Origin of the sequence: Sphingopyxis fribergensis (assembly GCF_000803645.1) — a bacterium.
Classification (GTDB): Bacteria; Pseudomonadota; Alphaproteobacteria; order Sphingomonadales; family Sphingomonadaceae; genus Sphingopyxis; species Sphingopyxis fribergensis.
Genome location: NZ_CP009122.1, coordinates 4566683 through 4593000 on the forward strand (window position 1 = coordinate 4566683; position 26318 = coordinate 4593000).

Here is a 26318-nt window from a genome sequence, read left to right on the forward strand (position 1 = left end):
TCAGAAGCGGTAGCTGATGCCGATGCGAACCGAGTGCATTTCTGCATCGTTCCGGGCGCGGCGTCCGGTCACCACTGATGCCGTGCCGGGGTAGGCAGTCGATGGTGCGCGAACGAACTGGTTCGTCACCGGATCGCGGATGAGCGCGTTGGTAACGGGGTCGCGCAGATAGGCGCCAAGAACCTCGAATGTCTGGCCTACCCCCGCACGGGCATCCTCGAAATGAAATTCCGACGTGCCGAACCGGGTGTAGCCATATTCGCCGCGCACTGACCATTGATTGCCGAGCGCCAGCTCGGCGCCGCCGCCGACGGTCCAGCCGGTGCGCAGCTTTGTCGCCTTTTCGGAGAAGAAGGGCGCCGAGTTCTGGCTGAACCGGCGGTTCACGTTGAAATAGGACAGTGTCGCACTGTCGATATGCTGGGTACGGGTTTGCGCCTCCTGCATGAAAGCGAGCCCGCCCGTACCGAACAGCAGCACCCGGCCCGCCGAATAGCCGAGGCGCCCGCGCAGCGAGGCGGTCCAGTCGCTGGCATATTCGGTATCGGCCTGGTTGCTGCGATCCTGCGGATAGAAGTCGAACAGGACCGGCAGCAATTCGGTCGAGCGCGTATATTGATGCCCGCTCGCGCGGCTGATGCCGAAATCGCCCTCGACTCCAACGACCCACGGCCCTCCCAGCTTCCAGGTCATGCCGGCGACGAGGCCGATCTGGCTGCCGTCGAAGCTGGTGTTCGCGGACTCTGTCGCCGGGATGCCGCCTTCGGTGCTGTCGCCGGCGACCGTCGTGCCCTTGGTCGAAACAAAGCTATGGCCTGCGTTGAGACCGGCATAGGGGCCGGACCAGTCGCCGTCGAACGCGGCAAGCGGTTCGCGGCCGTCGAGCGCATCGATCGCGTGCTGTCGATGGCTGCGCGTCCGCTCGGGACCGCCGAAGGCTGCGGTGACCCCGATGCGAAAGGTCCGCCCCGGCGACGGCATCAGGCCGAGTGTAAGCGCGTCCATATAATAGCGGTCGGTGACATTATCGACCGCGACATCGAGCCGCAGCTGGTCGTTCAGGTCGAAACTGCCGTAAAGATCGAAGATGTCATAGGGCTTCCAGTCGATCGTTGTCACCGACCCGCCGAAGGTGATGATCGGCGTGTCGCGTTCGCCGACATGGATGTAGCGCCCGCCAAGAACCAGCCGCTCGTCGAACAGCCGCACGCCGATATCGGCGTTGAGCCCGAATTTTGGCGGGAGATGCGCGGGAACATAGCTGTTCGAGGTGCCGCCCTCGCGGCAGACATTGTCGTAGTCGCAGAATTCCTTGGAGGTGTAGAAGGTCCCACCGACGTTCGCGAAGACGATGCCCGCATCATAACGCAGCAGCGCTTCGATCCCCTGGAGCCGCGCGTGCTGGATGTTCACGACCGAGTTCAGCCCGTCGCTGGCGCCGCGGGTCAGATAATCGTCGATGTCGTTGGTGAAATAGGAGAACTTCGCCTGGAGCAGGTCGCTGTCCGAAACGATGCGCGCCTGCTGGAGGTTGATCCCGAGTTCGGTGTTGCGGGCGCGCTCTGGACGGATCGGGTTGCGCGGATCGGGATAGAAGGAAAAGCCGGTGGTCGATTCGAAGAGGCTGGGATTGCGGATCGCCTCCGCATAGCGCGCGTAGAATTGCAGCCCCTTCAGCGGTTCGATCACGAAAGAGACGATCGGAGCGAAGCCATCGTTCTTTTCATGATTATAGCCGGTGACATTGACTTGCGGCGATCCAGCCCAGGTGTCGGTTAAATTATTGTCGTGCGATTCGGTGTTGGTGTAACGGAGCGCGGCGTTGAAGCTCACCCACTCGTTCGGGCGCAGTTCGCCGGCGACGAAGGCGCTATATTCGTTGCGCCAGCCGTCGCGCGGTTCGACGAACGCGGTGTAGCCCGAATTATTCTTGTACGTCTCCCACCCGTCGGGAGGCGTGAGGCGCTCGCGCGTGTAGGAGGCGCCATAATCGAGTTCGAGGCGACCGAACGCGGTTTCCAAGCCCGAGCGGTTCGAGATGTTGATGCCCCAGCGATCTGACTGGCTTTGATATGCGGCATCCTGGATCGATACCCATGAACCGAAGGTGTAGCGGTACAGTGTCTCGATGCTGGTGAAGCTGCTCGTCTTCCAGAGATCGGCCTTAAGGTTGATCAGGTCATTGTCGTCGGGGTTCCAGCGATAGCGCGCGGTATATGTGTCGACTTCGGCGCGGCTGAGCGGCGCCTCCAGCGCGCCGCCGAAACGGATGATCTGCGACGGCATCATCTCGCCGAAATCGCTTTCATAGCGGACATAGGAGAGGTCGAGTCCGTGGCCGTTTCCGAAGCGGTACGTCCCGCGCAGCAGATAGGATGTGTTGTCCTGGGAGGTGCTGAGCACTTCTTCGCCCAGATTGTAGCGCTGCAGAACGCCGCCGGTAACATTGGTCCCGCCCGGCGGGACGGTGCCATGGTCACCACCGAAATAATTGCCGACCTCGCGTTTGGCGACCGCGCCGACGACTTCGAAATCGCCGACCCGGCCCGCGACCGCGACGCTGAAGCTGCTGCCATTGAGGTCGAGGGGGCCGGGGCGGTCGAAGCGCTCCGCCGTGCCCGCGCCGGTGCCGAGCGTCGCGATTTCTGGCGGTGCGACATTGTTGCCGATCAGCGAGCCGCGAAAGCGGATGCCGAAATCGCTTCTCGGCGCGATGAGGTCTTTCGCGCCGATGGTATCCACACGGACGACGCCGCCGGTGGCACCGACGCCGTCGGCGGAGGCAGACGGGCCTTTCTCCACGATGACGCTGCCAATCAGGTCCGGGTCGAGATAGGTGCGTCCCGCAACGCCCGAATAGCCGCGATAGACCGTCGATTGCTGGAGCGACCCGTCGATTACGACCGGAACGCGGTCCATCCCCTGCATGCCGCGGATATTGACGTCGAGCGCGCCGCTGTTGCGATTGTCGCCGTTGAGCACGCCGGGAATGCCCGAGAGAAAGTCGCCGGTCGATGTGCCCCGGAAGGTCAGGATATCATCCTGGCTGCGGACCGTGCTCGATTGTGCGGTCGTGAAAGCGCGACTTTCAGGCGGCACCGCCGAACCGCCCGTTCCCGTCCCACCTGCGCCCGAGGCACCCTCCACCCGCAGAGTGCCGAGCTGAACCACTCCATCGGCGGCCACGGGCGCCCGCTCGAGCCGGACCGCCGTCCGTGCGGTAAAGCGATAGGATAGTCCGCTGCCTTCCAAGAGCCGGGAGAGCGCTTGTGCGGCACTCAGCTTGCCGGTCAACGGCGCGCTCTGGCGACCCGCGACATCGCCGGGTTCATAACCGACCTGTATCCCCGTCTGCTGTGTGAACTGCCGCAAGGCGTCTTCGAGCGGTTGCGCCCGGATTTCGAAGCTACGGGTTGCGGATGGGGAAGTGGATTGTGCGAGGGCGGTTGTCATCGGCAGGAGCGTGAAAGCGGTGCCAGCAAGCAGCAGGCAACGGGCAAGATTACGAATTGGGCGGCCGGACGGCGCAAGCAACATGGATACCCCCTGAAGGTCTGACGGCCTCCGGTTATCGAGGGCCTAGGCTATACTGCGACGCATTCGCATCTCAGTGTCATGGCTATGACTGATGCAGACGGACGTTGCCCAAGGGAGGATCGGAATTTTTCTTAGTCCGACCCCGGTGACCGGACGATCATTATGCCGAGCGGCAGTCTCGTAACGGAAAGGCCGCGCATTGAGGCAATCGTCCGGATCGCATCGTCGGGACGATCGGTCCTGAATGTCCCGCTGACCCGGGCCAATCCGGCCGTCTCCCCGAAGGTGAAAACGTTGCCCCGCCGATAGCGTGCGAGAGTAGTGATTGCCGCATCGACCGAAATATTCCGAATGAGGAGCTCGCCATCCCGCCAGCTTGCGGTCGCACTAGCCGGCGCGCCGGCAATGCGTCTGACCATGCCGCCTTCGGCGTAGCGCGCATGATTGCCGGCCTTAAGAAGGAGGGGGTGCACGGAGCCGGGCGAGGAGACCTCGACCAGGCCTTCGGTCACACCGACCCGGACCTCATGCTCGCTTGTTCGATCCACCTCGAAGGCGGTGCCTATATCTTCGGTGACGCCGTCCAGCGCCGCTACGCGGAACGGGCGCGCATCGCCGTGCCGTACGGCGAACCAGGCGCGCCCCGAAAGCAATCTGATATTGCGCGTGCCGGCGTTGAAATCCACGGCGATGGCGGACCCTGTATCGAGGATAGCCTTCGATCCGTCGGCCAGCTCTATCTCACGAATTTCTCCGGTAGCCGTACGATGATCGGCCTCCATCATGATGGCAAGGTCGGGTGCCATGATGACGGCAAGCAAAGCCGCGGTAGCCGATGCGGCAACGGCGGGAGTGCGGCCACGCTTCTTGCCGAGCCAGAGCCGCAGACGGCGACGGGGATTGGGAGTTGGGGCAAAGGCGCTTTCGATCGACCCAAGTTGGCGCCACAGGGCGCGCTCGGTCTGAAACAACTGGTCATTCTCCGGAACGCTACGCCATCGCCGAAGGCGCGCCAGTTCGTCCTCGCTGATCGAGCCCGATGCGAGGCGTGCGATCCAGCGGCGCGCCTCGTCCGCGGGCGAGGATATATCTGACTCTGAAGCTCGAACAGTCACCCCGTCTCCCCGGCGTTATTGCTGTGGTTGACCCTATGACTGATCTCGCGCCGGTTTGCCCCAAGGCCGACGGCAAAAAAATTCATTCGTGGCTGCCACCACCGTCGCGAGCCGCCGCGAGGAGGCGAAGGGCGCGCTTGATATGGTTCTCGACGGTTGTGCTGCTGAGGCCGAGCTGAGCGGCGATGGCGCGCTGCGGAACGTCGGCAAACCGGTTCAGATGGAAAATGCGCTTGGTCGGTTCGGGCAAAAGTTCCGCTGCATCGGCAACCCTGCGCAACGCATCGGCCGCTAGCAGGCCGTGCTCCGGCGATGGCGTACCCTCTTCTTCCCAAAGAATGAAATGGGCCTCGGTATGAAGCGCGCGCTGCCGCGTTTCATGTTTTCGATAGTCACGCGCCTCGTTGGCCGCGAGGCGAAACAGATAGGCGCGCTTGTTGCTGATCGGCGGATCGTCCCGGACCTTCTGGATTTTGAACCAAAGCTTCTGAGTGATGTCTTCCGCGCTTTCCTGACCGGCAATCCGGCCCACCAGTCGCATCAGAGTGGGGCGTTCGGTCAGCAGCAGGCTCGATAGATCGGTTGAGTTTGTTGGCATGGCGTCCCAATGGCGATGGGCCAGAACTACGTCGGTTGCGAATCGTTTGCAATAAGATTGCTCTGAATGGAGCAACTGCGACAGAATGCTGGGCGCCCACAAGAGCAGGGCGCCGGCAAAAGAAACCGAGATGCGTCTTGGCGCGAGTGAAAAGGTGGAAACTTGGAATTTTGGCAAGCTAGCGCCAAAATGATCGCCGGGTGTCCCGTATACACGCTAAAAAACGCTGGTCCGCTTCCGGCCAAAATCGCCATTATCGGTGCCCTCGGGTTCGTGGGAACACCGATGTTATAACTCGCTGGAGACAGTGATCTGACCACGCGGAGATGTCCGTTTATGACGGGTGGCGAAGCGTGCCAGTCGCCAACTTGACGCTCCTATGTGGCTCCGTTGACCTAATTCTCGTGTAAACGAACCAAATCAGAATCCGATCGCTACCGCTTCTTTTTTTCCCAGTTCTTCTTCATTTCCGTCCAACGCTCGGCTTCATCGCGCTCTCGCGGGTCGGTCGGAAGCCGACCTGCGAGCCAGAAGTCGAACCATTGCAGGTTTCGGCGGTACACAGCCAACCGATGTGCTGGCTGCGACTTGATGTGATCCTCGCCAGGAAAAATATACAGGTCGCTCGGGATTCCGGCCTGTGTCAGCGCGGTGTGGCTCGCCACCATGGCCAGATATTCTTTGTCAGCGGCCTGGAAGAGCATAGGAAATTTCACACTCTTTGCTTGCTCTACCAGCGATATCTGGGACCAGAAGTGAGGCCTATTGTCGATGAGCCGTGGCCATCCACCGTCATGATAGCTTTGTGCGACGATCGGTCCAAGAAACGCATCCTGGATCGGTTCCCACCCGCAGCCGGATACAGAACCCGCAGTGAAAAGCGGGCTATGGATCGCGGCGAACTGCACCGTTGTGCAGCCATCGCTCAGTCCGGTGATTCCAATACGTTTCGGATCGATGAAGCCTCGATCGATCAAGGACTGGGCGGCAGTCTCGATCGCAGAGAGTATGTTCCGGCGCCCCGCAAAATCATGGTTGAATGCCGCCGTCAGAGCCTCCGACGATTCCTGTCTGCCGACGACATCCTCATAAGTCAGGTTGTCGACAACCAGTACGAAATACCCGCGATTGGCAAATGCCTGAATCGGAACTTCGTCTCCGATTCCACCGCGAAGAAACCCCTTCGTCCGATACTGAACGATCACAAGGGGATATCGATGTTCGGCGCTGAAAGCGACGGGGTAAACCAGATCCCCATAGAACGGGACGCCGAAGCCGTTACGCCAATTGATGCGTTCAACCTTGCCCATAATCAGCCGGGAAAATTCTGGATTGGGGTCGAATATCTTCCGCTCTTTGTTGCGATCCGGTTCCAACATCACAAAATGTCTTGGCTCTCGCGATCGTTCGCGCAGGCACAAGAGGTCATTATCCAGCGGCTGGCATTCAACCAGATCGTCGCTCGTGAGGTAGATGCGTCGGGCCGCCTGACTACCGGGACGCCATTCATAAATCGCAGACAGGCTATTCGCCCAGCCTTCCTTCCGCGTGAAGCGAAGCCGTTTGCCGTCACCAGACCACCAAAATGAAACCGACCTATCGATTCGGCAAAGGTCTACTGGGCATGGCAGGCGACGTCCTGTGGGCGTCTCTGCGATCACGCGGTAGTCTGGTGGATATACCGACGTATTGGCCGGCTCGGCATAGGCATTCCAACCAGCTGGGCTTGCTGAATAAGCAATTTTGTCAGCAGACAGTGACCCGAAGCGGATGATCTCCGAAGGAGAAGCGGGGCGCTCTAGACCACTATCCAGATTCACACTGATATAGTGCCGCTCTGCGTTAGGTGTTTGGGGCCGAGCTCCACGGACGGGGAATGCCCTTTCGTCGTATCGCCACCCCGAGAGACCCTCTTGATCGATAGCAGCGCGCATTGCGTCAAGACCGGGGCGCGCCGCGAAAATTATATCGCGCCCGTCCGGCGATATCCGGAAATCATCGACGTCCACGGGTGCGTCGGTGATCTGCCTTACATCTCCGTTAGCGATGTTAGCACGCCAGATTTGTGTCCTGCCTCCCACCCGTTTGAGATAGGCAACCCACCGTCCGTCGGGAGCCCAGCGCGGGGTCACCGGTGCGGCTGAGCCGATCGGAAATGCCGCCCAACCATATCTTGCCGGCTCGTCCCGGATTAGCTCTTCGCCAACGTCGAGCAGTTTCGGCTTAGCGCCCGGCGTGAGCGGAAGGACTACAATAGCAATGCAATACCGGTTCTGCCTCGGATCTCCCCGATGGAGTTGAAAGGCGACTGAACGATGGTCGGGAGAGAATGCGAACAGCGGACGTGAGCGATCAGGGCGGGGCGCAGGCCCGATATCCCTCAGGCTGGCTAATGCCTCGGGGGTGACCGGACCCGTGGCACCGTGCACGAAATCCGTCTTTGGAAGCGTTTCGCACCCGTCTTCAGCCAATGCCGGTTGACCGATGGCGCACAAAACCGGCGCCGCCAGCAGACGCACGCTCTTAAGGCATTGGCGCATTTCACCACTTCTTCGTCAGGGTTAGATTGATGACCCGACCGTAAAGTGAGTGATTTGTCGAATCGGCCTGTACTTCGGCGGCATAGGTGGCCCGAATTTTTTCGGGCTTGGCGTTGAATAGATTCTGAACTCCGACCTGCCATTCGACATTGGAAAACAGCCCGCTATTCGGTGCGCTGCGGATCGTCGCCACCGCGTCGAGTGTCGTGAATGAGCCAACCTTGACCGTTGGCGAAAGACGGTTGTCTTCCGTTGTTCCAACATAGGTGGCTGTGGCGGACAAGACTACATTATCCCCCTGCCAGCTTGCCCCCAGTCGTCCACGCCAATGCGGGGGAGTAAAGATGATTCCTGCCTGATCTACCAGTGGTAGGCCGGGTGCGATTTCCCGGGTGCTGTCGAGATAACTGGCCGATCCCTTTAATGAAAGTTGACCATATTCCCCCAAGTCTCGACGATAGCTGACAGAAAAATCGACCCCCTCCAGATTCTGTACGGCAATATTCTGCAGATAGTTCCGGAAGATTGCCGAAACGGCATCGGGATTGAAAGCGCCGGTTGTCAAATTGGTAAATACGCCTGTTATGCCGTCAATGGCAGACAGGACGTCTGACGAACCCGGATCTAACTGTATGAATTCGCTGTAAACGGGCTGGAATGCTCTCCCGGATGAGGCAACTGGAGCCGCGACGCGGTTCCTGTAGCGGATATTGAAGTATCCGATCTCCGCTTTGAAACCGTCCAAAAATGCGGGCGTGAGCTGGACTGAGGCTGTCCATGTCGTCGCGCGCTCTGGCGCCAAATCCGGGTTGCCGCCAAATAGGTACAGCACCGGAAGGTTCGTTGGGGGCAAGGGATTATATCGCGAGCTCGGAACGAGCTGGGCGTTGGTTAACTGACCGGTCTGATACAGGTTGGGAACCTTGAACGATTTGCCCCAGCTTCCCTTGAATTCGATACCCTCGTACGGCGAATAGACTAGGCCAAGCTTGGGCGTGGTCACGCGATTGATATCATGATGGTCCTCATATCGAAGGGCCCCGATAATATGCAGCTTGTTTACGAAGCTGATGTCATTTGTTGGCGCCACCAGTGGCAAGGAGAGTTCGCCATAGCCGAACGCCACGTCCCGGCTTTCCGTGAGCGCTTCGGTCGTTCTCTCAACGCCACCGACTACGGCTCGTGAATCGATGGTCAGCTTGTTGGAGCGATATCCAACTCCGACTGCTAGCCTTGCCTCGCCGCCCGGCAAGGAGAATAGCGATCCTTCGGCGCTGAGTTCGACCGACTTCAGTTCGTTGCTGTATTTCGGCAGTGCGCGGTAGGTTTCATTGCCCGCCGTAAATACGCGTGTGACAACGTCGGTATCGCTCTTGCTGTACGTTCCGGACAAGCGGGCATTCCAACCCGATGGTAGTTCAATTTTCAGCGCCGGGGATACAGACCAGCTATCCGCTTTCGATTCAACGACACTTCCCTGCGCATAACAGCTCGACGCAACGACGGCGATCAAGCATCGCGACGTGGAGCGATGCATATAGTGACCGTCAAACTCAAAGCTGATCGCATCGGTAATGGCCTGACGCCCCGCCGTTACGAGACTGATCTGGTCCTGCGCGGGTATCAGGGTTGCGTCGGGAGCGACGTTGCCCGTGTAAGAACGCTGACGCGCAGTGATTTCGGAAGAATCCTGATAATCGGCCGCCAGCATGAAGCCTCCGCTCCGCCAGGATGAGCCTGCAACGATGTTATACTGCCGCGTAACCGCACCGCCATCGGTCGCCGCTCCCAGCCTTGCAGACGTGATGATGCTGTCGATGTCCCGGCGCAGGGTGATGTTGGCAACACCGGCAACGGCGTCCGATCCGTAGAGCGCCGATGCACCATCGGCGACGACGTCAATCCGCTCGATCGCAGCGAGCGGGATAGCCGAAATGTCGATTCCCTGGCTGATTGCATCGAAGGCGACCCGATGGCCATTTATCAATGTCAGCGATGCATCCGGCCCCAGACCACGCAAATTGAGTGCCGACGAACCGGACACGTTGGTGAACCCTCCTTGGCCGGACGCCGAAATGGTCGGATTCTGGCCCCCGGCGAAGTTCTGGGGCAGGTCGCGGATGATTTGCCCGAGATCGGTCTGGCCAGACTGTCTTGCGTCCTCGCGCGTGATCGAGGTGACGGGCGAAATGGACGGGGCTCCCCGAATGTGCGATCCTGTTACGACAATTTCGGCGCTGTCCTCACTCGAGCCAGAAGTGCTCGCCTCGGCGCTACTGGCTGGCGACAATTGCGTCACAGCCGGCGCCGGCACCACCATGAATGTGCGTGGACCCGTCGAACGGACCACAAGACCAGTTCCTACAAGAAGCTTCGAAAGGGCATCGCTTACCGACATGGAGCCCCGGACCTCGTTCGTGCGTAGACCCGTCGTGTAGCGCCGGGCCGCAACGATCTGGATATCCGCTTGTCGGCCAAGAGCGGCAATTCCCGCATCTGCCGCTTGCGCGGGAACATTGAAAGTTCGTGTCTGCGCGTTAGCGGGGGCAGGCATCACCGCTATTAATGCGGCGGAGGCTAGAAAAATGGCATTGCGACTTCCGGTCATCTAATTCCCCCTGACAGATCCGGATCAATACGATCCGATCAAGGAAAAGGAGACCTTGGCAAGACGATTCCTTATTCTGGTACGATCATTTTTTGCGTCAGTGCGGCAGAATCCGAATTTCGTTGGAATTTGCGATATCGACCGAACGCGAAAAACTGCCGGCAATTACGCGAGCAAAGCCCTCAGGATCATTGGTCTGAAAAACGCCGTCAATCCGTTCAGCCGCAAGGATCGGATCACCCAGCACAATCTGACGCCGATTGTAGCGGTTCATTTCTGCAATGGCCGCGTCAACGCGTGTACCGGCCAAATCGATCTTGCCCGATCGCCAGGCAAGCGCTCGTTCGATCACCTGTTCTTCCGACGATCGGCCATCTACCGAGCCATTGTTTCTGATCCGGATTTTCGAGCCTGCGGGCAATCGTACGCTTTTCGTTCTGGTTCCGACCGCCCACGCCTCTACCACGCCTTCGCTTACAAGAATTTCAGCGCCGTCGCCGCGGCGGCGTACCGAGAACGCCGTCCCAACTGCGCGCACGCGGACTTCGCCCGCTTCGACAATAAAGGGGCGCTGCGGGTCCTTGGTAACTTGAAACCATGCTTCGCCTTTTTCGATCTTGATCCGACGTTCGTTCTCCACAATCTTGACGTCGAGCTTGCTGTCGGTGTTTATCGCGGCGATCGAACCGTCGGTCAGAGCAACTCTGCGGGTTTCTCCAACGTCCGTTGCATAGCCCATATCCGAATTGAACAGATAGAGACTACCGACGACGGAGGCGGCGAGAGCTCCCCCCGTGCCGAGCAGAAATTTTCGCCGGTCAAACCGGCGAGCTGAGCCGCGAGGCTCGTCCTGCAATTCCGAGCGGTCCAAAGCGATCACCGTCCATAGTGCCTGCGCGTGAACAAGCGCGCCCTCGTGCTGCTCGTCTTCCCTCAACCACTTTCCAAGTTGCTCGTCATCTGCATTGCTCCAAATGCCGGTGTCCATCCGCGCAACCCATTCGGCTGCCATCTCATCGACTGATTTTCGTGCCGACTGGGTCATGCCCGTCCGCTCCCTTTCCCAAATCTTTTTAGCGCATCAGTGGCCAGTTCCTCCTCGCGCCGCCAAGCAGCGCGAAGCTGGCGCACACCCAGCTGAACGTCATTCTCTACGATCGACTCGGTCACCCCGAGCGTCGCTGCAATTTCGCGTTGCGACAGGCCGTCGAACTTTCTCATTTCCACGATTCGACGGCAGCGCTCGGGCAGTTCTTTAAGTAGTCCCTTGAGCCGATCCATCGCCAAAAGGCCCGAGACGGTCGCCTCAGGCGACGGCGCATCGTCGATAACGGTGTCGTGAATTGAGCCGACCGTATCGATCGGGACGACCTTTGCTCTCCTCCGCATCCGAACCATCAGATTTTTCGCCATTGCGAAGAAATATATGTCGGGCCGTTCGATATGATCGACAGTCTCGAGCATCGCAAACCGGCAGTAACAGTCCTGTATCAGCTCATCGATCTCTTCGGGAGACGCTCGCGAACCCCTAAGCCATGCGCGCACGAACGGCTCATGGGGAATGACTTTATGGGCTACCCACGTTGCGCGCGCTCGCAAGCGTTCATGGTTTGAAAGTCTTCTCGTATTGTATCTCCTGGCCGGCTTAGCAGATGACGCCATGTGATAAGAGACCCAAGCGTCAGTTTTCCTTTTTCAGGGCATGTGAATTAATTTCGTGCCGCATGCCCACGCACGAATCATCGAATTGGGCCACAGGGGCTGGTCGCTCGAGTCCGCCTAGCCGATCCGGGACGCTGATCGTTCATATAGCTCAACACGATCGTTTTCAGGTGAACGGATGATCATGAGATGATGGCAACTATCCACACTACGTCACCGAAGCCGGATACTGTTCACCCCCACCAATGGTTGCTCGAACTGAGCGTTGCCTTCATTCGATCTGAATTTATTGTCGAGGTCGTCAGGCATGATGCCACGCATAGCAAAAGCGGGTTAAGAATCTTCGGCGTTGCACTCGCATGTCGTAAAACCGGGCGATAGCCGCCGTCCATCATGCGATTTCTGGCAGGTCATGCCCGCCGATCATCGTCGAAAAACTGCGTCGCACTTTATACTGTCGGCTTTTTTGGCGAAGCTCGATTGCAGAGACCCATTGTTCTTCGAACTCTGCTGCGTTATTTTTTGAAGCTCTGCATATCCTTTGCCATCAGGAGTAAATGCGCAAGATATGCCTGCTGCGGGTCAATCGAATTCCTTACACCGCGCGACCATAACAAAGCGAGACGATACAATGGATGACGCCGCAATGAATTCAACGGCACAAATGACGATCAAGCCGCGCTACCAATTCAGCCTGCCCGTTTGTCCGAGCCCGCGTCGCAGAGCCTAAGGCACGAAATCTTGGTTCCTTGAAAAAAGTGCGTGGACGAAAAAATTGCGTTACCAATTATCGACCGCCGGATTGTCTTGGCCTCTTCGAACAATTGTAGCGAGGGCAGCCCCGCCTGGATGATCGACGATGACAACCTCAATGCCTGGTTCGTGCGGGAGGTGCTCCCTCTTGAGCGGACGTTGACGTCCTACCTTCGTCGCAACTGGAGGGTGCCTGAAGACGTGGCAGAGTTGAGGCAGGACATCTACGAGAGCATACTGATCGGCGCGCGCCGGACGCTGCCGTCGAACACACGTGCCTACGTCTATACAGTCGCGCGCAACCGCCTCATTAACCATGCCAAGCGCGCGCGGATCGTGCCAATCGAGGCAATCGCCGACCTCGACAGCGTCAACCGGGGCGCAGACTTCGGCCTGTTCGAGGCCGAGCGGACGCTGACCGCCCGCGATGAGTTGCGCCGCACTAGGGAAGGCATCGACAAGCTGCCACCCAAATGCCGTGAAGTGATCCTCCTGCAGAAGGTCGACGGCATGACCGACCGGGAGGCGGCCGAGCATCTCGGCATCGGGATCGAAACGGTCCGGCGCCAGATCAAGCTCGGGATGAAAGCTCTATTTGATCATATGGCGGGCGGCACGGGCAAGATCGTGCGTAAGGCCTATCCCCGTCGGAGCGACCATGAGGTGGTGCCATGAAGCGGCAGGAAGCGATCGAGGACCAGGCGCTCGACTGGCTTATCCGTCGCAACGGCGAGGACTGGAGCGAGGATGAGCGGGTCAAGCTGGACACGTGGCTCGAAGAATCCATGGCGCACAAGGCGGCGTTCTGGCGGGTCGATCATCTGTGGCAGCAGGCGGACCGGATCAAGGCGCTCGGCATCGATCCGCATTCCGAGATCAAAGGACCGCAACCCGCGCGTCTGCGGTGGCCGGCCGCGATCGCGGCGAGCCTCATCGCGGCCATCGGCATTGGTGGAATCTCGCTCGGCCTGAAGTTTGTTGATTCGCCGCCGACACGAACGCAACTGGCGCAGCCGGCACGCTTCGATACGCCAATCGGCGGCCGTCGCGTGGTCCCGCTCGTCGATGGCAGCAAGGTCGAACTCAATACGCAGACCGTCCTGCGGACCGCTGTCAACGAGACGAGGCGGGAAGTCTGGCTCGACTCCGGCGAGGCGTTCTTCGAGGTTGCGCACCGCGAGGGCGAGCCGTTCGTGATTCATGCCGGCCGCCAGACCATCACGGTCTTGGGCACGAAGTTCTCGGTCCGCCGAGATAGGGACCGGGTGATAGTCAATGTGCTCGAGGGCCGGGTCCGGGTCGATGATGGCGACGGTCAGATGGCGCATGCAGCGATCATCACCGCGGGCGACACGGCGATCTCACGCGGCATTTCCACGCTCATCGCTCCAAGATCTGAAGAGCGTGTCGAGAACGCGCTGGCGTGGCGTGATGGCATGCTGAGCTTCGACCAGGCACCGCTGAGTGACGTAGTCGCCGAATTCAACCGCTACAATCGCACCCGGCTAGTCGTTACAGATGCGCAGGCCAGCCATATCCCGATCGGCGGCAGTTTTCAGGCGTCCAGCGTCGATTCCTTCACCCGGCTTCTGCGCGATGCCTATGGTCTCAAAATTCAGCGCGATGGCCAGACGGTGATAATCTCAAGTCAGTAGCGTTACCAAAAAAACGCCTCAGGATTGTCTTGCGCTCCCAATGGGGCAGACAGGCTGCCCGGATAAGGGGGGTAAATGAACCGAGCATTCGCAGCGGCACTCGCGACCAGCACCTGCGTAGTCGCGCTAGCCACGCCAGCGGCAGCGCAGACCCGCGAATATAACATTCCAGCCGGCTCACTGAAATCAGCGCTCGATACCTATGTCCGACAGTCCGGGCGCCAAATTGTTTATCGTGCCGATCAGGTTCGTTCCGCGCGCTCTCACGGCGCTCGCGGCAAACAGTCGGCAGAAGCCGCGCTCGCGGCTATCCTTGCGGGCAGCGGTTTCACCACTCGGGTCGACGGCAACCTTGTCGCGATCGTTCGGGGGGGAAACGCGGAAGCCGCTAGCTCGGCGGCCTCGCGGAAGGATGTGCCCGCTGCTGGCGCCGCGACCGAAGCCGAGAATGCGGGGGACATCATCGTGACCGGATCGCGACTGAAGCGCACGCGCCCCGACGATGGCGCGTCCCCCGTGACGACGATTTCACGCGAGAAGATCGATCGCGCGGGTGCGACGGGGGTCGGCGAAATCACGCGCAACTTGACTGCTACGAGCTTCACCACGGACGAGGAGTTCCAGCAAGGCGCCGGCCAGGCCGTCCAACTGCGCGGGCTCGGGCTCGGGTCGACGCTTGTGTTAATCAACGGGCGGCGCACGGTCACCTCGGCGCTGACCAATTCCAACAATTTCTTCGACCTCAACACCATCCCTCTCGCGGCCGTCGAAAGGATCGAGTTGCTGTCGGATTCGGCGTCGGCCGTCTACGGTGCCGACGCAACCGGCGGCGTGGTCAATGTGGTACTGAGCAGGGCCGTCGAGCGACCAACGCTGGATTTCTATTATGGCGGCGCGGATGGCGGTGCGACCGAGAAGAGAGCGTCGTTTTCGATGGGAACGTCCGGCCCGGACTTTCGCGCGTCGCTCGCTCTTGACTATTTCAAGCGCGAGAACCTGCCGGGGAGGGAGCGAGATCTGTTCGCCAACCGGGACTATCGCCGTTTCGGGGGGCGGGACCAGAGCTCGCTGATCGCCAATCCCGGCAATATCTGCACGGTCAGCGGGGCGAACCTGCCTGGTCTGTCAGCACCATGTGCCGCCGTACCGGCGGGCAGCATCGGCATCGGCCTGACTCCGGCGTCGTTCGCGGCGACGGCGGGACAGCAGAACCGGACGAGCAGCTATAATAATCTGTCGGTGGTGCCGGAAAGCGAACGGAAGAGCGCCGTCGGCCTTCTGGAATGGGACGTCGCGTCGGATGTGACGCTGTTTGCGGAGATGATGTATTCGGACCGGCGTGACCGAAGCTCGCAGCCGCCGCCCCAGCTTTCCAATGTCACTGTGCCCGCAAGCAACCCGTTCAACCCGTTCGGAGTGGCGGTAACGGCGAATTTCCTCCTCGCCTCACTGTCTGACCAGAGCATCGATTTTAGCAGCGAGTCTCTCCGATTGGTAACGGGCGCGCGCGGAAAGCTTGGAGCGTGGGATTGGGAACTGGCCGGCCTACGTTTCCGCGATCGCGGCAATCAGGATTACGGGCAGTTGCTGGACGGCGCCGCGGTGAACGCAGCGCTGGCATCGGCATCGCCGGAAATGGCCCTGAATGTGTTTCAGGACGGCCCCGGCGGCAGCGACGCGCTTGTCCGTTCGCTGCTGAATCCGACGCCGCGGCTGCTAATCGCGCGGTCCAAGGCCGACCAGATCGATGGTTTCGTGCGGGGGCCGCTGCTCGACCTGCCGGCCGGCGCGGTGCAAGCGGTAATCGGCGGCGAGTGGCGAAGGGAGAGCGTTAATTATGACTTCTCGGCCATCAATTATTCCATTCCATCGGATCGCAATGGACGGGAAAGCCATGCCGCATTTGCCGAGATTCAAATCCCCTTGCTCGCGGGCGATGCCTCGAAAGGAGATGCGGGCCGGCTGACGCTTTCGAGCGCGGGACGCTATGATCACTACAGCGATTTTGGCGGCACCTGGAATCCGCAGGTCGGCATCGTCTGGCAGGCGACGCCCTATCTGATGCTGAGGGGTTCCTATGGAACGGCCTTCCAGGCGCCGTCGCTCTACAATCTCTATCTCGCCGAGACCTCGTTCTCGACCCAAACCGTCGATCCCAGCCGCAACAACCAGACCGTCCCGATTCTCTCGCGGGGCGGCGGCAATCCCAACCTGAAGCCGCAGACGGCGGAGTCGTGGACGATCGGCTTCGTCCTGGCGCCGCAGCGCTCGAACCTACGCGTCAGGGGATCGTTCTGGCAGATCGTGCAGGAGGATCGGTTCCAGAGGTTGGCAGCGCCCGTCATCCTCGCCAACGAATCCTCCTTCTCCGACTATATCGTGCGCGACGCCCCCACGCCGGCCGACATCGCCGCCGGGCTTCCCGGAGTGCTGCGCGAAGTGCGCTCAGTCACGCTCAATTTCGGGCGGCTGAAGACCAACGGCTTTGACGCCGACGTGGCGATGTCGTGGGACACCGACCTCGGCCGCTTGTCGGCGGATGTCGCAGGAACGCTCGTCACCACCTATCGCACGGCGGACGTGCCCGGCGGCGCGCCGGTCGACCGCGTCGGCATCGCCAACACCAACGGGACGATCCCCCGGTTCAAGGCGACGGCGACCGGCGTCTGGGACCCGGGGCCTTTCGGCCTGACCGTCACCGGCCGCTATATCAGCGGATATGACGATACAACCGCCGATATCCGCAACGGGCTGCGCGTTCCAAGCCAGATATTCGTCGATGCGCAAGTTTCGGTTCACCTCGGTGAACTGATCGGCGGCTCGTGGGCGGAAAATAGCGAGCTGCGCTTCGGCGCGAAGAACCTGTTCAACCGCACCCCGGATTATTCCGGCGTATGGGGTATCGGCTATGATCCCAGCATCGCCGATCTCAGGGAACGGTTCCTCTATGTCGGCCTGTCGAAGGCCTTTTGAGGCCGCGATACTCGCCGACGCTCTCCAGATCTTCTCTCACGCCGATAGCGGCGCTTCCCGCATGAGGAACCTTCAATGACATCGGCCATGATACGATTCTTGTCAGCGATCGCGGCGATCATGATGTGCGCATCCGCCGTCGCTGCCCAATCGACACGGGGGACGAAATCCTATGACGTCGATCTGATGCTGAGGAACGAGGACATCGGGCGCGTCGAGTTCGATCCGCTGGGTCGTTACATCCTGTTCGACTATCAGCCGCGCTACGACCGTTCTCCGGATTTCGGCAAAGGCTGGTGGGGCCCCTTCGGCGGGCAAACCGCGAAGCTCTACATAGCCGATCTCGACCGGCCTGGCGCGGCGCGACCATTATTCGCCCAGGATGAGGGTGCCGGATACAGCCTTCGCTCGATATCCCCGGATGGCAGCGTTATCGTCTATATGAAGGCATCGGCGAACGCAGTCACCTATGGTCTGTACCGTCAGGGCGGAAAGGGTCCGGTTGAGATTGGCCTGACGCCGGATATCCGCTGGACGCTCACCTATGCCGATCCTGTGTGGATCTCGAATCATGAGTTCGTTCTCCCGGTTATGGCGCCAGGCCGGTTGCCGGCGCTGTTCGAGTCGCATGCTGAAGCCTTCGACCGGCTCGCCGAGGCGTGGCGCGATCAGCGCGCCGGCGAACGAGTAACCGCCAGCATCGTCGGGAGCGGTCGGCACGCGGCCACGCCATCACGGGAGACAATCGGAAGGCTGGTCGTGGTCGACAGCCTCACAGGCAAGTCTCGCACGCTGGCTGACGGCAATTTTCTCGCATGGTCGCTGTCGCCCGATCGGCATCATCTCGCTGCTGTCGAGGCTAGCCCGCTTGTGCCCGACCCGGCAGTGCCGCTCGATCACCAGGCGCCTTATTGGCGGGCCCAGAAGGCGATCCGCATATTCGACCTGCGCACGGGCACGCAAAGCGTGGTGGACTGCGACGAGTGCGACACCGCGACGACCACGCTGGAATGGTCATCCACTGGAAAACGGTTGGCCTTCTTCGCGCGCGCCCGGAAAGCAAGCTGGCGGGACGCCCGACTATGGGCATATGAGGTCATGCGAGACACCGCAGCGCCGATCGATGCGCAGGGCATGCGCGTCGATCTCAACCTACCCGGATATCCGCTCAGGCCGAGCATCCGTTGGCTGGGCGACCAATTGCTCGTCCTGGGCCGATCAGGCAGGCAGGCATCTTGGCACCTGATGCGCGACGGACGGGCGCCCCTCGATCTGGCCGAATCCTTCGGCGATGCGATGACGATCGTCGGCTCCGGCAAAGGCCTCCTCTGGGTGCAAGCCAACGGAAAACTCTGGTCGATGACGGCAGACGGCCGGAAGGCGGCCATCGATGCGATGGCGGAAACCGGCTCCTTCGGGGCATGGCAGGCGCCGGGGCGATTCACCCGGCGCGTTATAGGGCGTGGCGAAGGAGAGGCGGCGGTCATCGCTACATCCACGGGGTCGAATGCGGAACAGATGCTGCTGGCTTGGGGGGCAACCCCGCGGGACCGTTTCGTGCTGCGGGCGCCCTCAATCGACGCGAAGGCGGTTGCAGTGTCCGTCGATCGCCGCAAGGCCGTTTTCCGGGGAAACCCCGGCAATGTCGGCACGCTGACTATCGTTGATGCGGCGGGCGGCTCACGCGTAGTGATGAGGATCAACGAGCATCTGCGCGGCGTGGCACCCGGCCGTCCGGTGCGGCTGGATTATCGCGGTCCCGACGGTGAGCCGCTGGTAGCCTGGTTGCTCTTGCCTGCGGGCCATGCTCCGGGCAAGCCGTTGCCGACCGTGGTCGATGTCTATGCAGGTACGGGCAACCGGCAGCGTTGGTCAGGCCCGGAAATCTGGGAAACCAGCGAGTTGAACGGCCAGTTACTGGCAGCTCGAGGCTATGCCGTGCTCTATCCGAGCCTTCCTTACGATGAGGAGGCGACGAGACGCGAACCGATGGAAAAACTGGGCGGCCTTGTGCTGGCAGCCGTCGATGCAGCTGTCAGCGCGGGATATTCTGATCCATCGCGCCTTGCGATCCAGGGCCAGAGCTTCGGCGGCTATACGACGATGTCGGTGATCACCCAGACGGACCGTTTCAAGGCGGCGGTCGCTCAGGCCGGCCTATACGATCTAATCAGCCTCTATGGCGAACTGCAGCCGATCAACCGGATGCAGGCCGAGTTCGACGGCCCGGACCTATATTTTGCGAGCGGCGTCGAAACCGGCCAGCCGCGCTTGGGCGCCACGCCTTGGCAAGACCCCGAAGCCTATCTGCGCAACAGTCCGCTGATGCGTGTCGAACGCATCGTAACGCCCGTGATGATCGTCAGCGGCGACAAGGATTTCGTGCCGATGGCCCAAGCGGAGGAAATGTTCACGGCCCTCTTTCGGTTGAACAAGGACAGCGTGCTGCTTCGCTATTGGGGCGAGGGGCATGTGCTGTCGAGCCCAGCGAACATCAACGACAAGGTAGCGCGCGTCCTTGCATGGTATGACGAGAAGCTCGGTATGCCAAACGGGTCGCAGGCGCCGATAGCCTCGACGAACGAAAGCCCTACAATTGTGGTTCAATGATAAGCACCGAGCATCACCGCGAGCCCTACACCAGCTCCTCCAACGTCGACCGAAGCGGCAGAGAATAGAAAGAACGCTTCGACAAAAGCGAGAACGCGAAACATCCGATCGGGCCAAGTATTTACTCGTCACTCTGCTGAGGAGGGACAACTTGCACCGTGCATCTTACGATTCGTTTTGTCTTGGCAGCGGTCTTCTCGCAATTGGCGATTGTTTCACGATTCTGGTGTCGCATCACCGCTGCATCGGAAATCGCCCGCCAAGCCTCGGGGCTCCCGACGCGGAGCAGGCGCACGCCAGCTTCCCATATGGTCGGCTCCCCAAGCGCGCGTGTCGCGATCTTCTCGGGCATATGCCAGCTTTCAGGAAAAGCGCGGGCAATAGGACCGGGAACAACCGCCCATAGCAGGCATCCAGCCAGAACGCCTCCGCCGCCGGTCCACGCCAGCCATTCCCGCTGCTCATGCGCGGATTTCGCCGACGCCATCATTCGCCCAAGTTCGCGCACCGCGTGGTCATATCTATTCTCCGCCGCGGCGATCTGCTCCCGGTCGGACTGGCGCGCTTTCCGTGCGGCTTGGTCCATCCGTTGCCCCATGGTTTCCGGGGTCATTTCCATCGCGGGTTTTGCGGCGATGGCGGCCAGCGTCTTCGCTGCCGTGTCGAGGTGCTGCGCCATCTCGCCGAGCGTTGAGCTATAATCCGGTATATCGATATTGGCCTTTTCGGTCGCGAGGTTCTCGACCGCGCGGCGCATGAGTGCGATTTCGCCTTCAAGCCGTAAGAACGCCGCCGTCGCGGGATCGGTTGACTCAACTGCCCGAACGTCATTCGTCATCATCCTTCTCCTACATGCCTATTCCGATGCCGCGCGATCGGCTGCGGCCAAATCCTGCAATCTCGGCCAGTTCCTGTCCGATGGGGCGCACCGAGCGCGCATCGATACCTAGAGAGGCCCTGCGGGCTCTGAGGAGCGATTCGACCTGCACATCGCGCTCAAGGCTTTTCGCCATTGCGCTCATCTGGCCACTGACCTTGCGCGCCGCCTCATGCTCGGCATTCCGGCTGAGCGATGTGCGCTGCTGTTGCAGCCGCTGCCAGGTCTCGGTGAACCGGTCGGCGCGTTTGGCGGGATCGATGCGGATTTCCGCTTCGAGTTGCATCGCGCGGACCGCGGCCTGCGTGTTTCCTTGTGCCGCCGGACGAACCAGCTCAGGCTGACGCTCGAACGCCGCCGCCAGATCGGCGCGGGCGTGCGGCCGGATCGCATCGAGCTCGCTCCCGGCCTTGTCGAGCGCGTTGCGCTGGTGCGCGAGTGTCGGGAAGCCTTTTGCCGCCATGCGGTCGATGTCGGCCTGCGCGCGGGCGTAGCGTTCGACCGCACGCTTCGTGTCACTCGTTCGAGATGCCTCACGGGGTTCCAGGCTGGCCCGCTTCACGGTTGGGCTAAATCCGGCGAAGATGCTGCGCGCCTTTTCCGGAGCTTTGCGCACGATCTCGGCGACAAGCTCGCGGACTGTGATGCCGCGACGCTCGGCGAACGCGCGCGTCGGATCGGTGCGCGCATAATCGCTCGCCATATCCTTCGGCCGGTCGCGCGACAGGGTGCGCACCAGCTTGCCGCGATCGGCAAAGTCATCGCGACCATAATGCAGAGCCAGGCCGTCGCGATGGCGTGACATCGCGACATAGGCGCCGTGGCTATCCATGCCGGGCGTGGCGAGCACATGCGTGCGATCGACCGTCATGCCCTGTGCCTTGTGGATCGTGGCCGCATAACCATGATCGAGATCGCGATAATCTTTGGTGTCGAACGCGACGCTGCGACCGTCGTCGGTGCGCACGGCCATACGCTGTTCGCTGACGCGCTCGATGGTGCCGAGCGTGCCGTTCTTCACCGCCAGGCTGCGCTCATTGCGCAGGAACATGATACGATCGCCCGATGCGAACGCCCGATCGCCGCGCTCCACCTTGAAACTGACGTCTTCGCCAAGATCGCCGCCCACCCGCATGCGGTCGCGCGCTGCGTCGTTCAACTCGCGCACCTCGGCATTGGTATGGGTGAGGAAGATCCGGCTGGCGTTCGGATCGATCTTCCGGTCGCGATCCCAATATTCTACGAGCTGCGCGCGCGCCGCTTCCCGCGTCTCGGCGGCGCGCACCATACCCGCCTCGTCATAGGCGCGGATCGCATCGCCGGTGCGGCCCGTGGCAAGCTCGCGCGTCGCCTCGCGCTGCCAGCCTTCATGCTGGCGCCGAACTTCGCCGATCTCGACGCCGCCATGCCGCTCGTGAAGCGAGCGGAACGCGGCGCCCGCTCCGATTGATTGCAACTGCTGCGGGTCGCCAACGAGTACGACCTTGGCGCCGGCATCGCCAGCGTGCGACAGCACGCGCTCCATCTGGCGCGTGCCGACCATTCCGGCCTCGTCGATGACAAGCACGTCGCGCGCCGTAAGCAGATCGCGGCCGTGCGACCAGCCATGTTCGAGGCTGGCGATCGTGCGCGAGCCAATGCCCGAGCCGTTCTCCAGCCCCTCGGCAGCAATGCCCGACAGTGCCGCACCGCGCACGTTCAGTCCGGAACTCTCCCAAGCGTCGCGCGCGGCGCCGAGCATCGCGCTCTTGCCAGTTCCGGCATAGCCAACAACGATGCTGAGATCCCGCCGATCGGTCACATGGTCGAACGCGGCGCGTTGCTCACCCGTCAGATGCAAACCGCGGGCCGATGCGCGCGCCAGCGCGATGTCTCGATCGGTGTCCGCGACGCGGCGCCCATCGCGCTGCGCCATAGCTTCGGCGGCAAGGTGCAGTCGCTGCTCCGTCTCGATCATATCGCGCGACGTGAACCGATCCTCGCCGCGTCCGTCTTTCCCGAGTTCGATCAGATCGGGCGATGCGCGCACCGCGCCCAGCACGGCGTCATATTGTTCGCGCCCGTCGCTGTGGCGATGCGCGAACATCGCGAGATCGCGGCTGGTAAATGTGGCTTGCCCGTGGGTGATCGCGTCGAGCGCGAGACGCGGATTGGCGACAATGCGCTCGCCGTTGCGATAGGCAATATCGCGATGTTCTTCGAGCCGTTCGGCTTCAAGGCCGCGACCCTCCATGCGCGATGCGGCGGGGCCGATCTTGTCCTGCGGCTCAAGTGCAATGCCCTGCGCCTCGAGGCTGCGATGATCGATACGTGCATCGATATCGAGTTCGGCAAGGCGCTCGTTCACATGGTCAGCCCATCGCTCGCGCCATTGCTCGACAAGTTCGGTGCGGTTCCAGTCGCGGATCTTCGCGCCGAACCCCGCTTCGCCATCGTCGCCGACGACGATCTCGCGCATCGTCAGCATGACATGCGCGTGGGGTTTGGCGAGCCCGTCGGCGCCGATGTCCCAATGCACATTGAGGTCGGCGACCATGCCTTGATCGACAAACTCGCGTTGCACAAAATCGCGCGCCAGCTCGATGCCTTGGCTCTGGTTCATCTCGCGCGGGATCGCAAACTCGACCTCGCGGGATAGCTGCGCGTCCTTGCGCTTCTCGAACGCTTCGACGTCATTCCACAGGCGTTCGCGGTCGCGCCATTTGTCGGGCGCGTTCTCGGGCAGCAGCACTTCGCTGTGCACGACGCCGGACTTGTTGGTGAAGTCATGCGCGCGGTCGAGCCGCTCGTCGTGCAGCCGCTCGGCGGAGCGATAGGCGGCAGCCGCGACAGCGCTGCGGCCCGCCGCGCGGCTGATGACTTTGACCGAGAGATGGAAGATCGCCATGACGGCCATCCATCTACACTTCAAAAGCCACGTCGGCACGACGTATAAGCGCGCCCTTCCCGAATAAAATCCGGTCAGGGACTAGGCGGTGTCACTGCGTCCCGGCGACTCTACTGCATCACCGGCGCCCTTCTATTATCATGGCTGCATTGTCACTCAATGGAGACTTTGCCATGCGTAAACCACGGGATTTTGATTCGGAACTGCAAGCGCTCGCCGACAAGGCAAAGCTACTCAAGGAACGCCGTGTTCGCCAACTCGGCGAACTCGTCATTGCTTGCCGAGCCGATGCGCTCGATGCCGAGATGCTCGCTGGGGCATTGCTCAGCGCGGTGGCCACGAAGGATGGACAAGCGAAGGAGGGCTGGCGTCGTGCGGGTGCTGCCTTCTTTCAGCGCTCGGTCCGCAAGTCTGCGCCGCGATCTGGTCGCGGCGACGAAGGCGCTGTGCCGGGCGATGGCAATGCGGCATCGGCTTGACGCTGCGAGAGCGCGAAGTGGCATGCGCGAGTGGCAGATCCAGCGACGCGAGCGGACCCGCCAGCTTATCGAGTTGGGCGGCCTTGTGGTCAAGTCCGGGCTCGTCGACCTAACCGACGACGACCGAGCCACAATCTACGGCTCGTTTCTTGGGATAGCAGATAAGTTGCGGAGCGACGATGGCGCCCATGCCTCCGCGCTCTGGCGAAGGCGCGGCAAGCGGGCATTCGCCGCTGACGCGTTGCCTGACTCCGAATCGTCCGTCATAGACGCGCCATGATGCGGGAACTGACAGACGCCATCCGCCAGGTCGTAGAGCGCACGCCGCGGTGGATACGGCGCGATCTCGACAGCAAAGGCGGGCCGCATGACTCGGTGCTCAAGAAGCACTCGCCGCGATGATTGTCAGCGCGTTGGATCAAGAGAACAACTGATCGAGTTGTTTCATGGTGAGGTATCCAGGAGAGCCGGTTTGACTAAAGACTCCACTCGATCACGTCCATTTTGTTTCGCAAGGTAAAGAAGCCTGTCGGCCGCGGATAGCAACGGATCGATAGGGCCGCCGACTGCTGGGCTAACAATGATGAGGCCAATGCTGACGGTCGCCACAAGCGGTTGATGCTCGTCGAGCATGATTGGTTCGGACGCAACGGACCGAATGCGCTCGGCAACCATCATCGCCTCTTTTTGGCTGCAACCGGCAATCATGATCGCGAATTCCTCGCCGCCCATGCGCCCCAATATGTCTTGCGGTCGAAGGCAGTCCCTCGCACGATCGGCAAAGGTCGTCAGCACTTGGTCGCCGGCGGCGTGCCCGAACCGGTCGTTGATCGACTTGAATTGGTCGAGATCGACCATCATGATCGCGACGGATTGGTCGATCTCTCGCAGCATTCGTTCCGAATTCTCGATGAAGGCGTTTCGGTTGGCGACGCCCGTCAGTGGATCGTGCATCGCAAGATGCCGCATTCGGTCAAGCAGTTCTTTCCGGTTTTGCATCACGCTCGCCAGCATGACGGGCGCCAGTGCAATGAGTGCGGCACCCAGCCGCACGGACACCAGCGCCATTTCGCTCTCTGCCTGCAAGGGGCCTGGAATATACCCGCCCGAAATAATGCCGAGCGTCCAGATGCCGAAGACCAGTGTCAGGAGCGAGGTCATGAAGATCGGGTAGGCCAGACTGCACCACAACAGAGCGGGCACCGGAAAGGCAATCGCGCCGGGGCCTCCGATCAGCACGGCCGCTGCGCCCGAAAGTATGAAGAAAACAAAGGGAAGCGTGCGCACCGGTTTACCCGATGGTCGGAGACTCCATCCGTTGGAAAGCAGCGATGACAGCGGCGGAGCGACAAGAATAGCCGGGAGCAGCAGCACATAGTTGGCGAATTCGGTCGCGAACCAGAACGACCAGCCATTGAGGACGCCTCGTCCAAATAGCACTGGATTCGCGATCCCGCCGACAAGACCGGCAATTGCCCCGGCCACGGCGGATGCCATCACCAGATAGAGCATCGCATTGGGGTGTCGAAGCCGGCGCATATCGGATGGCAACCGAGTGAAGATCAGATATGCGCCCGCAATGCCGAGCAGATTGGCAGTGTTGAGAATGAGCGTCTTTAACAGAGTAGACCCGGTCAGCAGATCGGCCAGCATGAAGGCGCAAGCGCCAGTCAGCCATCCTCCTGAGCTTGCCGTGCGCGGCATGCGAAGCATAAGCCCCAGCATGACGGCATTTGCTGGCCACACCGTCGCTAGAAAGCCGACGGGCCGCGTCAAGATGCCGAACAGGCATGCCGTAAAGATGGCGATCCAAAATGTCGCCAGGGCTCCGGCCGGAGAGGCGGGCAAGTGCTTGAGGTCTGCTCCTAAGCGATTGAAGGTGGACACCGGCAGCGGCTTCCCATGTTGAAATCCGCACCGTCTGGTCAACTACGATCATCAGCACGGTGGACCGGGAGAAATGTGGCTGTTCAACCTTACCATAATGTTTGCGCGACGGCATTCCATGAATGGGAGGGGGTGCC

16 protein-coding genes are annotated in these 26318 nt (G+C 61.2%); 6 read left to right on the forward strand and 10 right to left on the reverse strand.

From position 1 onward, the window contains the following. From SKP52_RS21430 to SKP52_RS21460, 7 genes are all read right to left on the reverse strand, one after another. A complete protein-coding gene (locus tag SKP52_RS21430; RefSeq protein ID WP_039578583.1) occupies positions 1-3372 on the reverse strand; it encodes a TonB-dependent receptor domain-containing protein in 3372 nt (1123 codons plus the stop codon). Between the two features lie 296 nt (positions 3373-3668). Then, positions 3669-4508, reverse strand: a complete 840-nt coding sequence (locus SKP52_RS21435; RefSeq protein WP_052208689.1) for a FecR family protein — start codon at positions 4506-4508, stop codon at positions 3669-3671. 226 nt (positions 4509-4734) lie between these two features. Beyond that, complete coding sequence (locus SKP52_RS21440; protein WP_228383731.1) at positions 4735-5427, reverse strand: RNA polymerase sigma factor; 693 nt, start codon at positions 5425-5427, stop codon at positions 4735-4737. Between the two features lie 257 nt (positions 5428-5684). After that, positions 5685-7790 carry an Atxe2 family lasso peptide isopeptidase gene (locus SKP52_RS25705; RefSeq protein WP_081997474.1) on the reverse strand — a complete coding sequence of 702 codons (2106 nt, stop codon included), beginning with the start codon at positions 7788-7790 and terminating at the stop codon, positions 5685-5687. A 1-nt stretch (position 7791) separates the two neighbouring features. Further along, positions 7792-10398, reverse strand: a complete 2607-nt coding sequence (locus SKP52_RS21450; RefSeq protein ID WP_039578591.1) for a TonB-dependent receptor — start codon at positions 10396-10398, stop codon at positions 7792-7794. Between the two features lie 97 nt (positions 10399-10495). Then, the gene (locus SKP52_RS21455) at positions 10496-11443 is read right to left on the reverse strand and encodes a FecR family protein (RefSeq protein WP_039578594.1); all 948 of its coding nucleotides are present in this window, start codon (positions 11441-11443) and stop codon (positions 10496-10498) included. Continuing rightward, positions 11440-12060 (reverse strand): RNA polymerase sigma factor, encoded by a 621-nt coding sequence (locus SKP52_RS21460; RefSeq protein WP_081997475.1) that lies wholly within the window; start codon positions 12058-12060, stop codon positions 11440-11442. Before SKP52_RS21460 ends, SKP52_RS21455 begins: the two co-directional genes overlap by 4 nt. Positions 12061-12909: 849 nt before the next feature. Between SKP52_RS21460 and SKP52_RS21465 the strand changes: the two genes are divergently transcribed. The 4 genes from SKP52_RS21465 to SKP52_RS21480 all read left to right on the forward strand — a co-directional run bounded on the left by SKP52_RS21465 (position 12910) and on the right by SKP52_RS21480 (position 20051). Next, entirely contained in the window at positions 12910-13488 is a 579-nt protein-coding gene (locus tag SKP52_RS21465; protein WP_039578596.1) for an RNA polymerase sigma factor, read from the forward strand. Continuing rightward, on the forward strand, positions 13485-14468 hold the full coding sequence (locus SKP52_RS21470) for a FecR family protein (protein ID WP_039578599.1): 984 nt from the start codon (positions 13485-13487) through the stop codon (positions 14466-14468). The genes SKP52_RS21465 and SKP52_RS21470 overlap by 4 nt, the downstream gene beginning before the upstream one ends. Positions 14469-14543: 75 nt before the next feature. Continuing rightward, a complete protein-coding gene (locus tag SKP52_RS21475) occupies positions 14544-17441 on the forward strand; it encodes a TonB-dependent receptor (protein ID WP_039578602.1) in 2898 nt (965 codons plus the stop codon). 87 nt (positions 17442-17528) lie between these two features. Continuing rightward, the gene (locus SKP52_RS21480) at positions 17529-20051 is read left to right on the forward strand and encodes a S9 family peptidase (RefSeq protein ID WP_039578604.1); all 2523 of its coding nucleotides are present in this window, start codon (positions 17529-17531) and stop codon (positions 20049-20051) included. 121 nt (positions 20052-20172) lie between these two features. Here the strand turns inward: SKP52_RS21480 and SKP52_RS21485 are convergent, their stop codons facing one another. Together SKP52_RS21485 and traA are read right to left on the reverse strand one after the other, a co-directional pair. Beyond that, a complete protein-coding gene (locus SKP52_RS21485) occupies positions 20173-20892 on the reverse strand; it encodes a DUF6118 family protein (protein ID WP_039578606.1) in 720 nt (239 codons plus the stop codon). 7 nt (positions 20893-20899) lie between these two features. Further along, entirely contained in the window at positions 20900-23815 is a 2916-nt protein-coding gene (gene traA, locus SKP52_RS21490) for a Ti-type conjugative transfer relaxase TraA (protein WP_039581970.1), read from the reverse strand. Positions 23816-23988: 173 nt separating this feature from the next. On the opposite strand from traA, the gene SKP52_RS21495 reads away from it, so the two are divergent. Further along, complete coding sequence (locus SKP52_RS21495; RefSeq protein ID WP_039578611.1) at positions 23989-24294, forward strand: conjugal transfer protein TraD; 306 nt, start codon at positions 23989-23991, stop codon at positions 24292-24294. A gap of 22 nt (positions 24295-24316) precedes the next feature. After that, positions 24317-24574, forward strand: a complete 258-nt coding sequence (locus tag SKP52_RS21500) for a conjugal transfer protein TraD (protein ID WP_039578615.1) — start codon at positions 24317-24319, stop codon at positions 24572-24574. A gap of 164 nt (positions 24575-24738) precedes the next feature. Here the strand turns inward: SKP52_RS21500 and SKP52_RS21505 are convergent, their stop codons facing one another. Continuing rightward, complete coding sequence (locus tag SKP52_RS21505; protein WP_052208699.1) at positions 24739-26181, reverse strand: GGDEF domain-containing protein; 1443 nt, start codon at positions 26179-26181, stop codon at positions 24739-24741. Positions 26182-26318 lie beyond the last annotated feature (137 nt).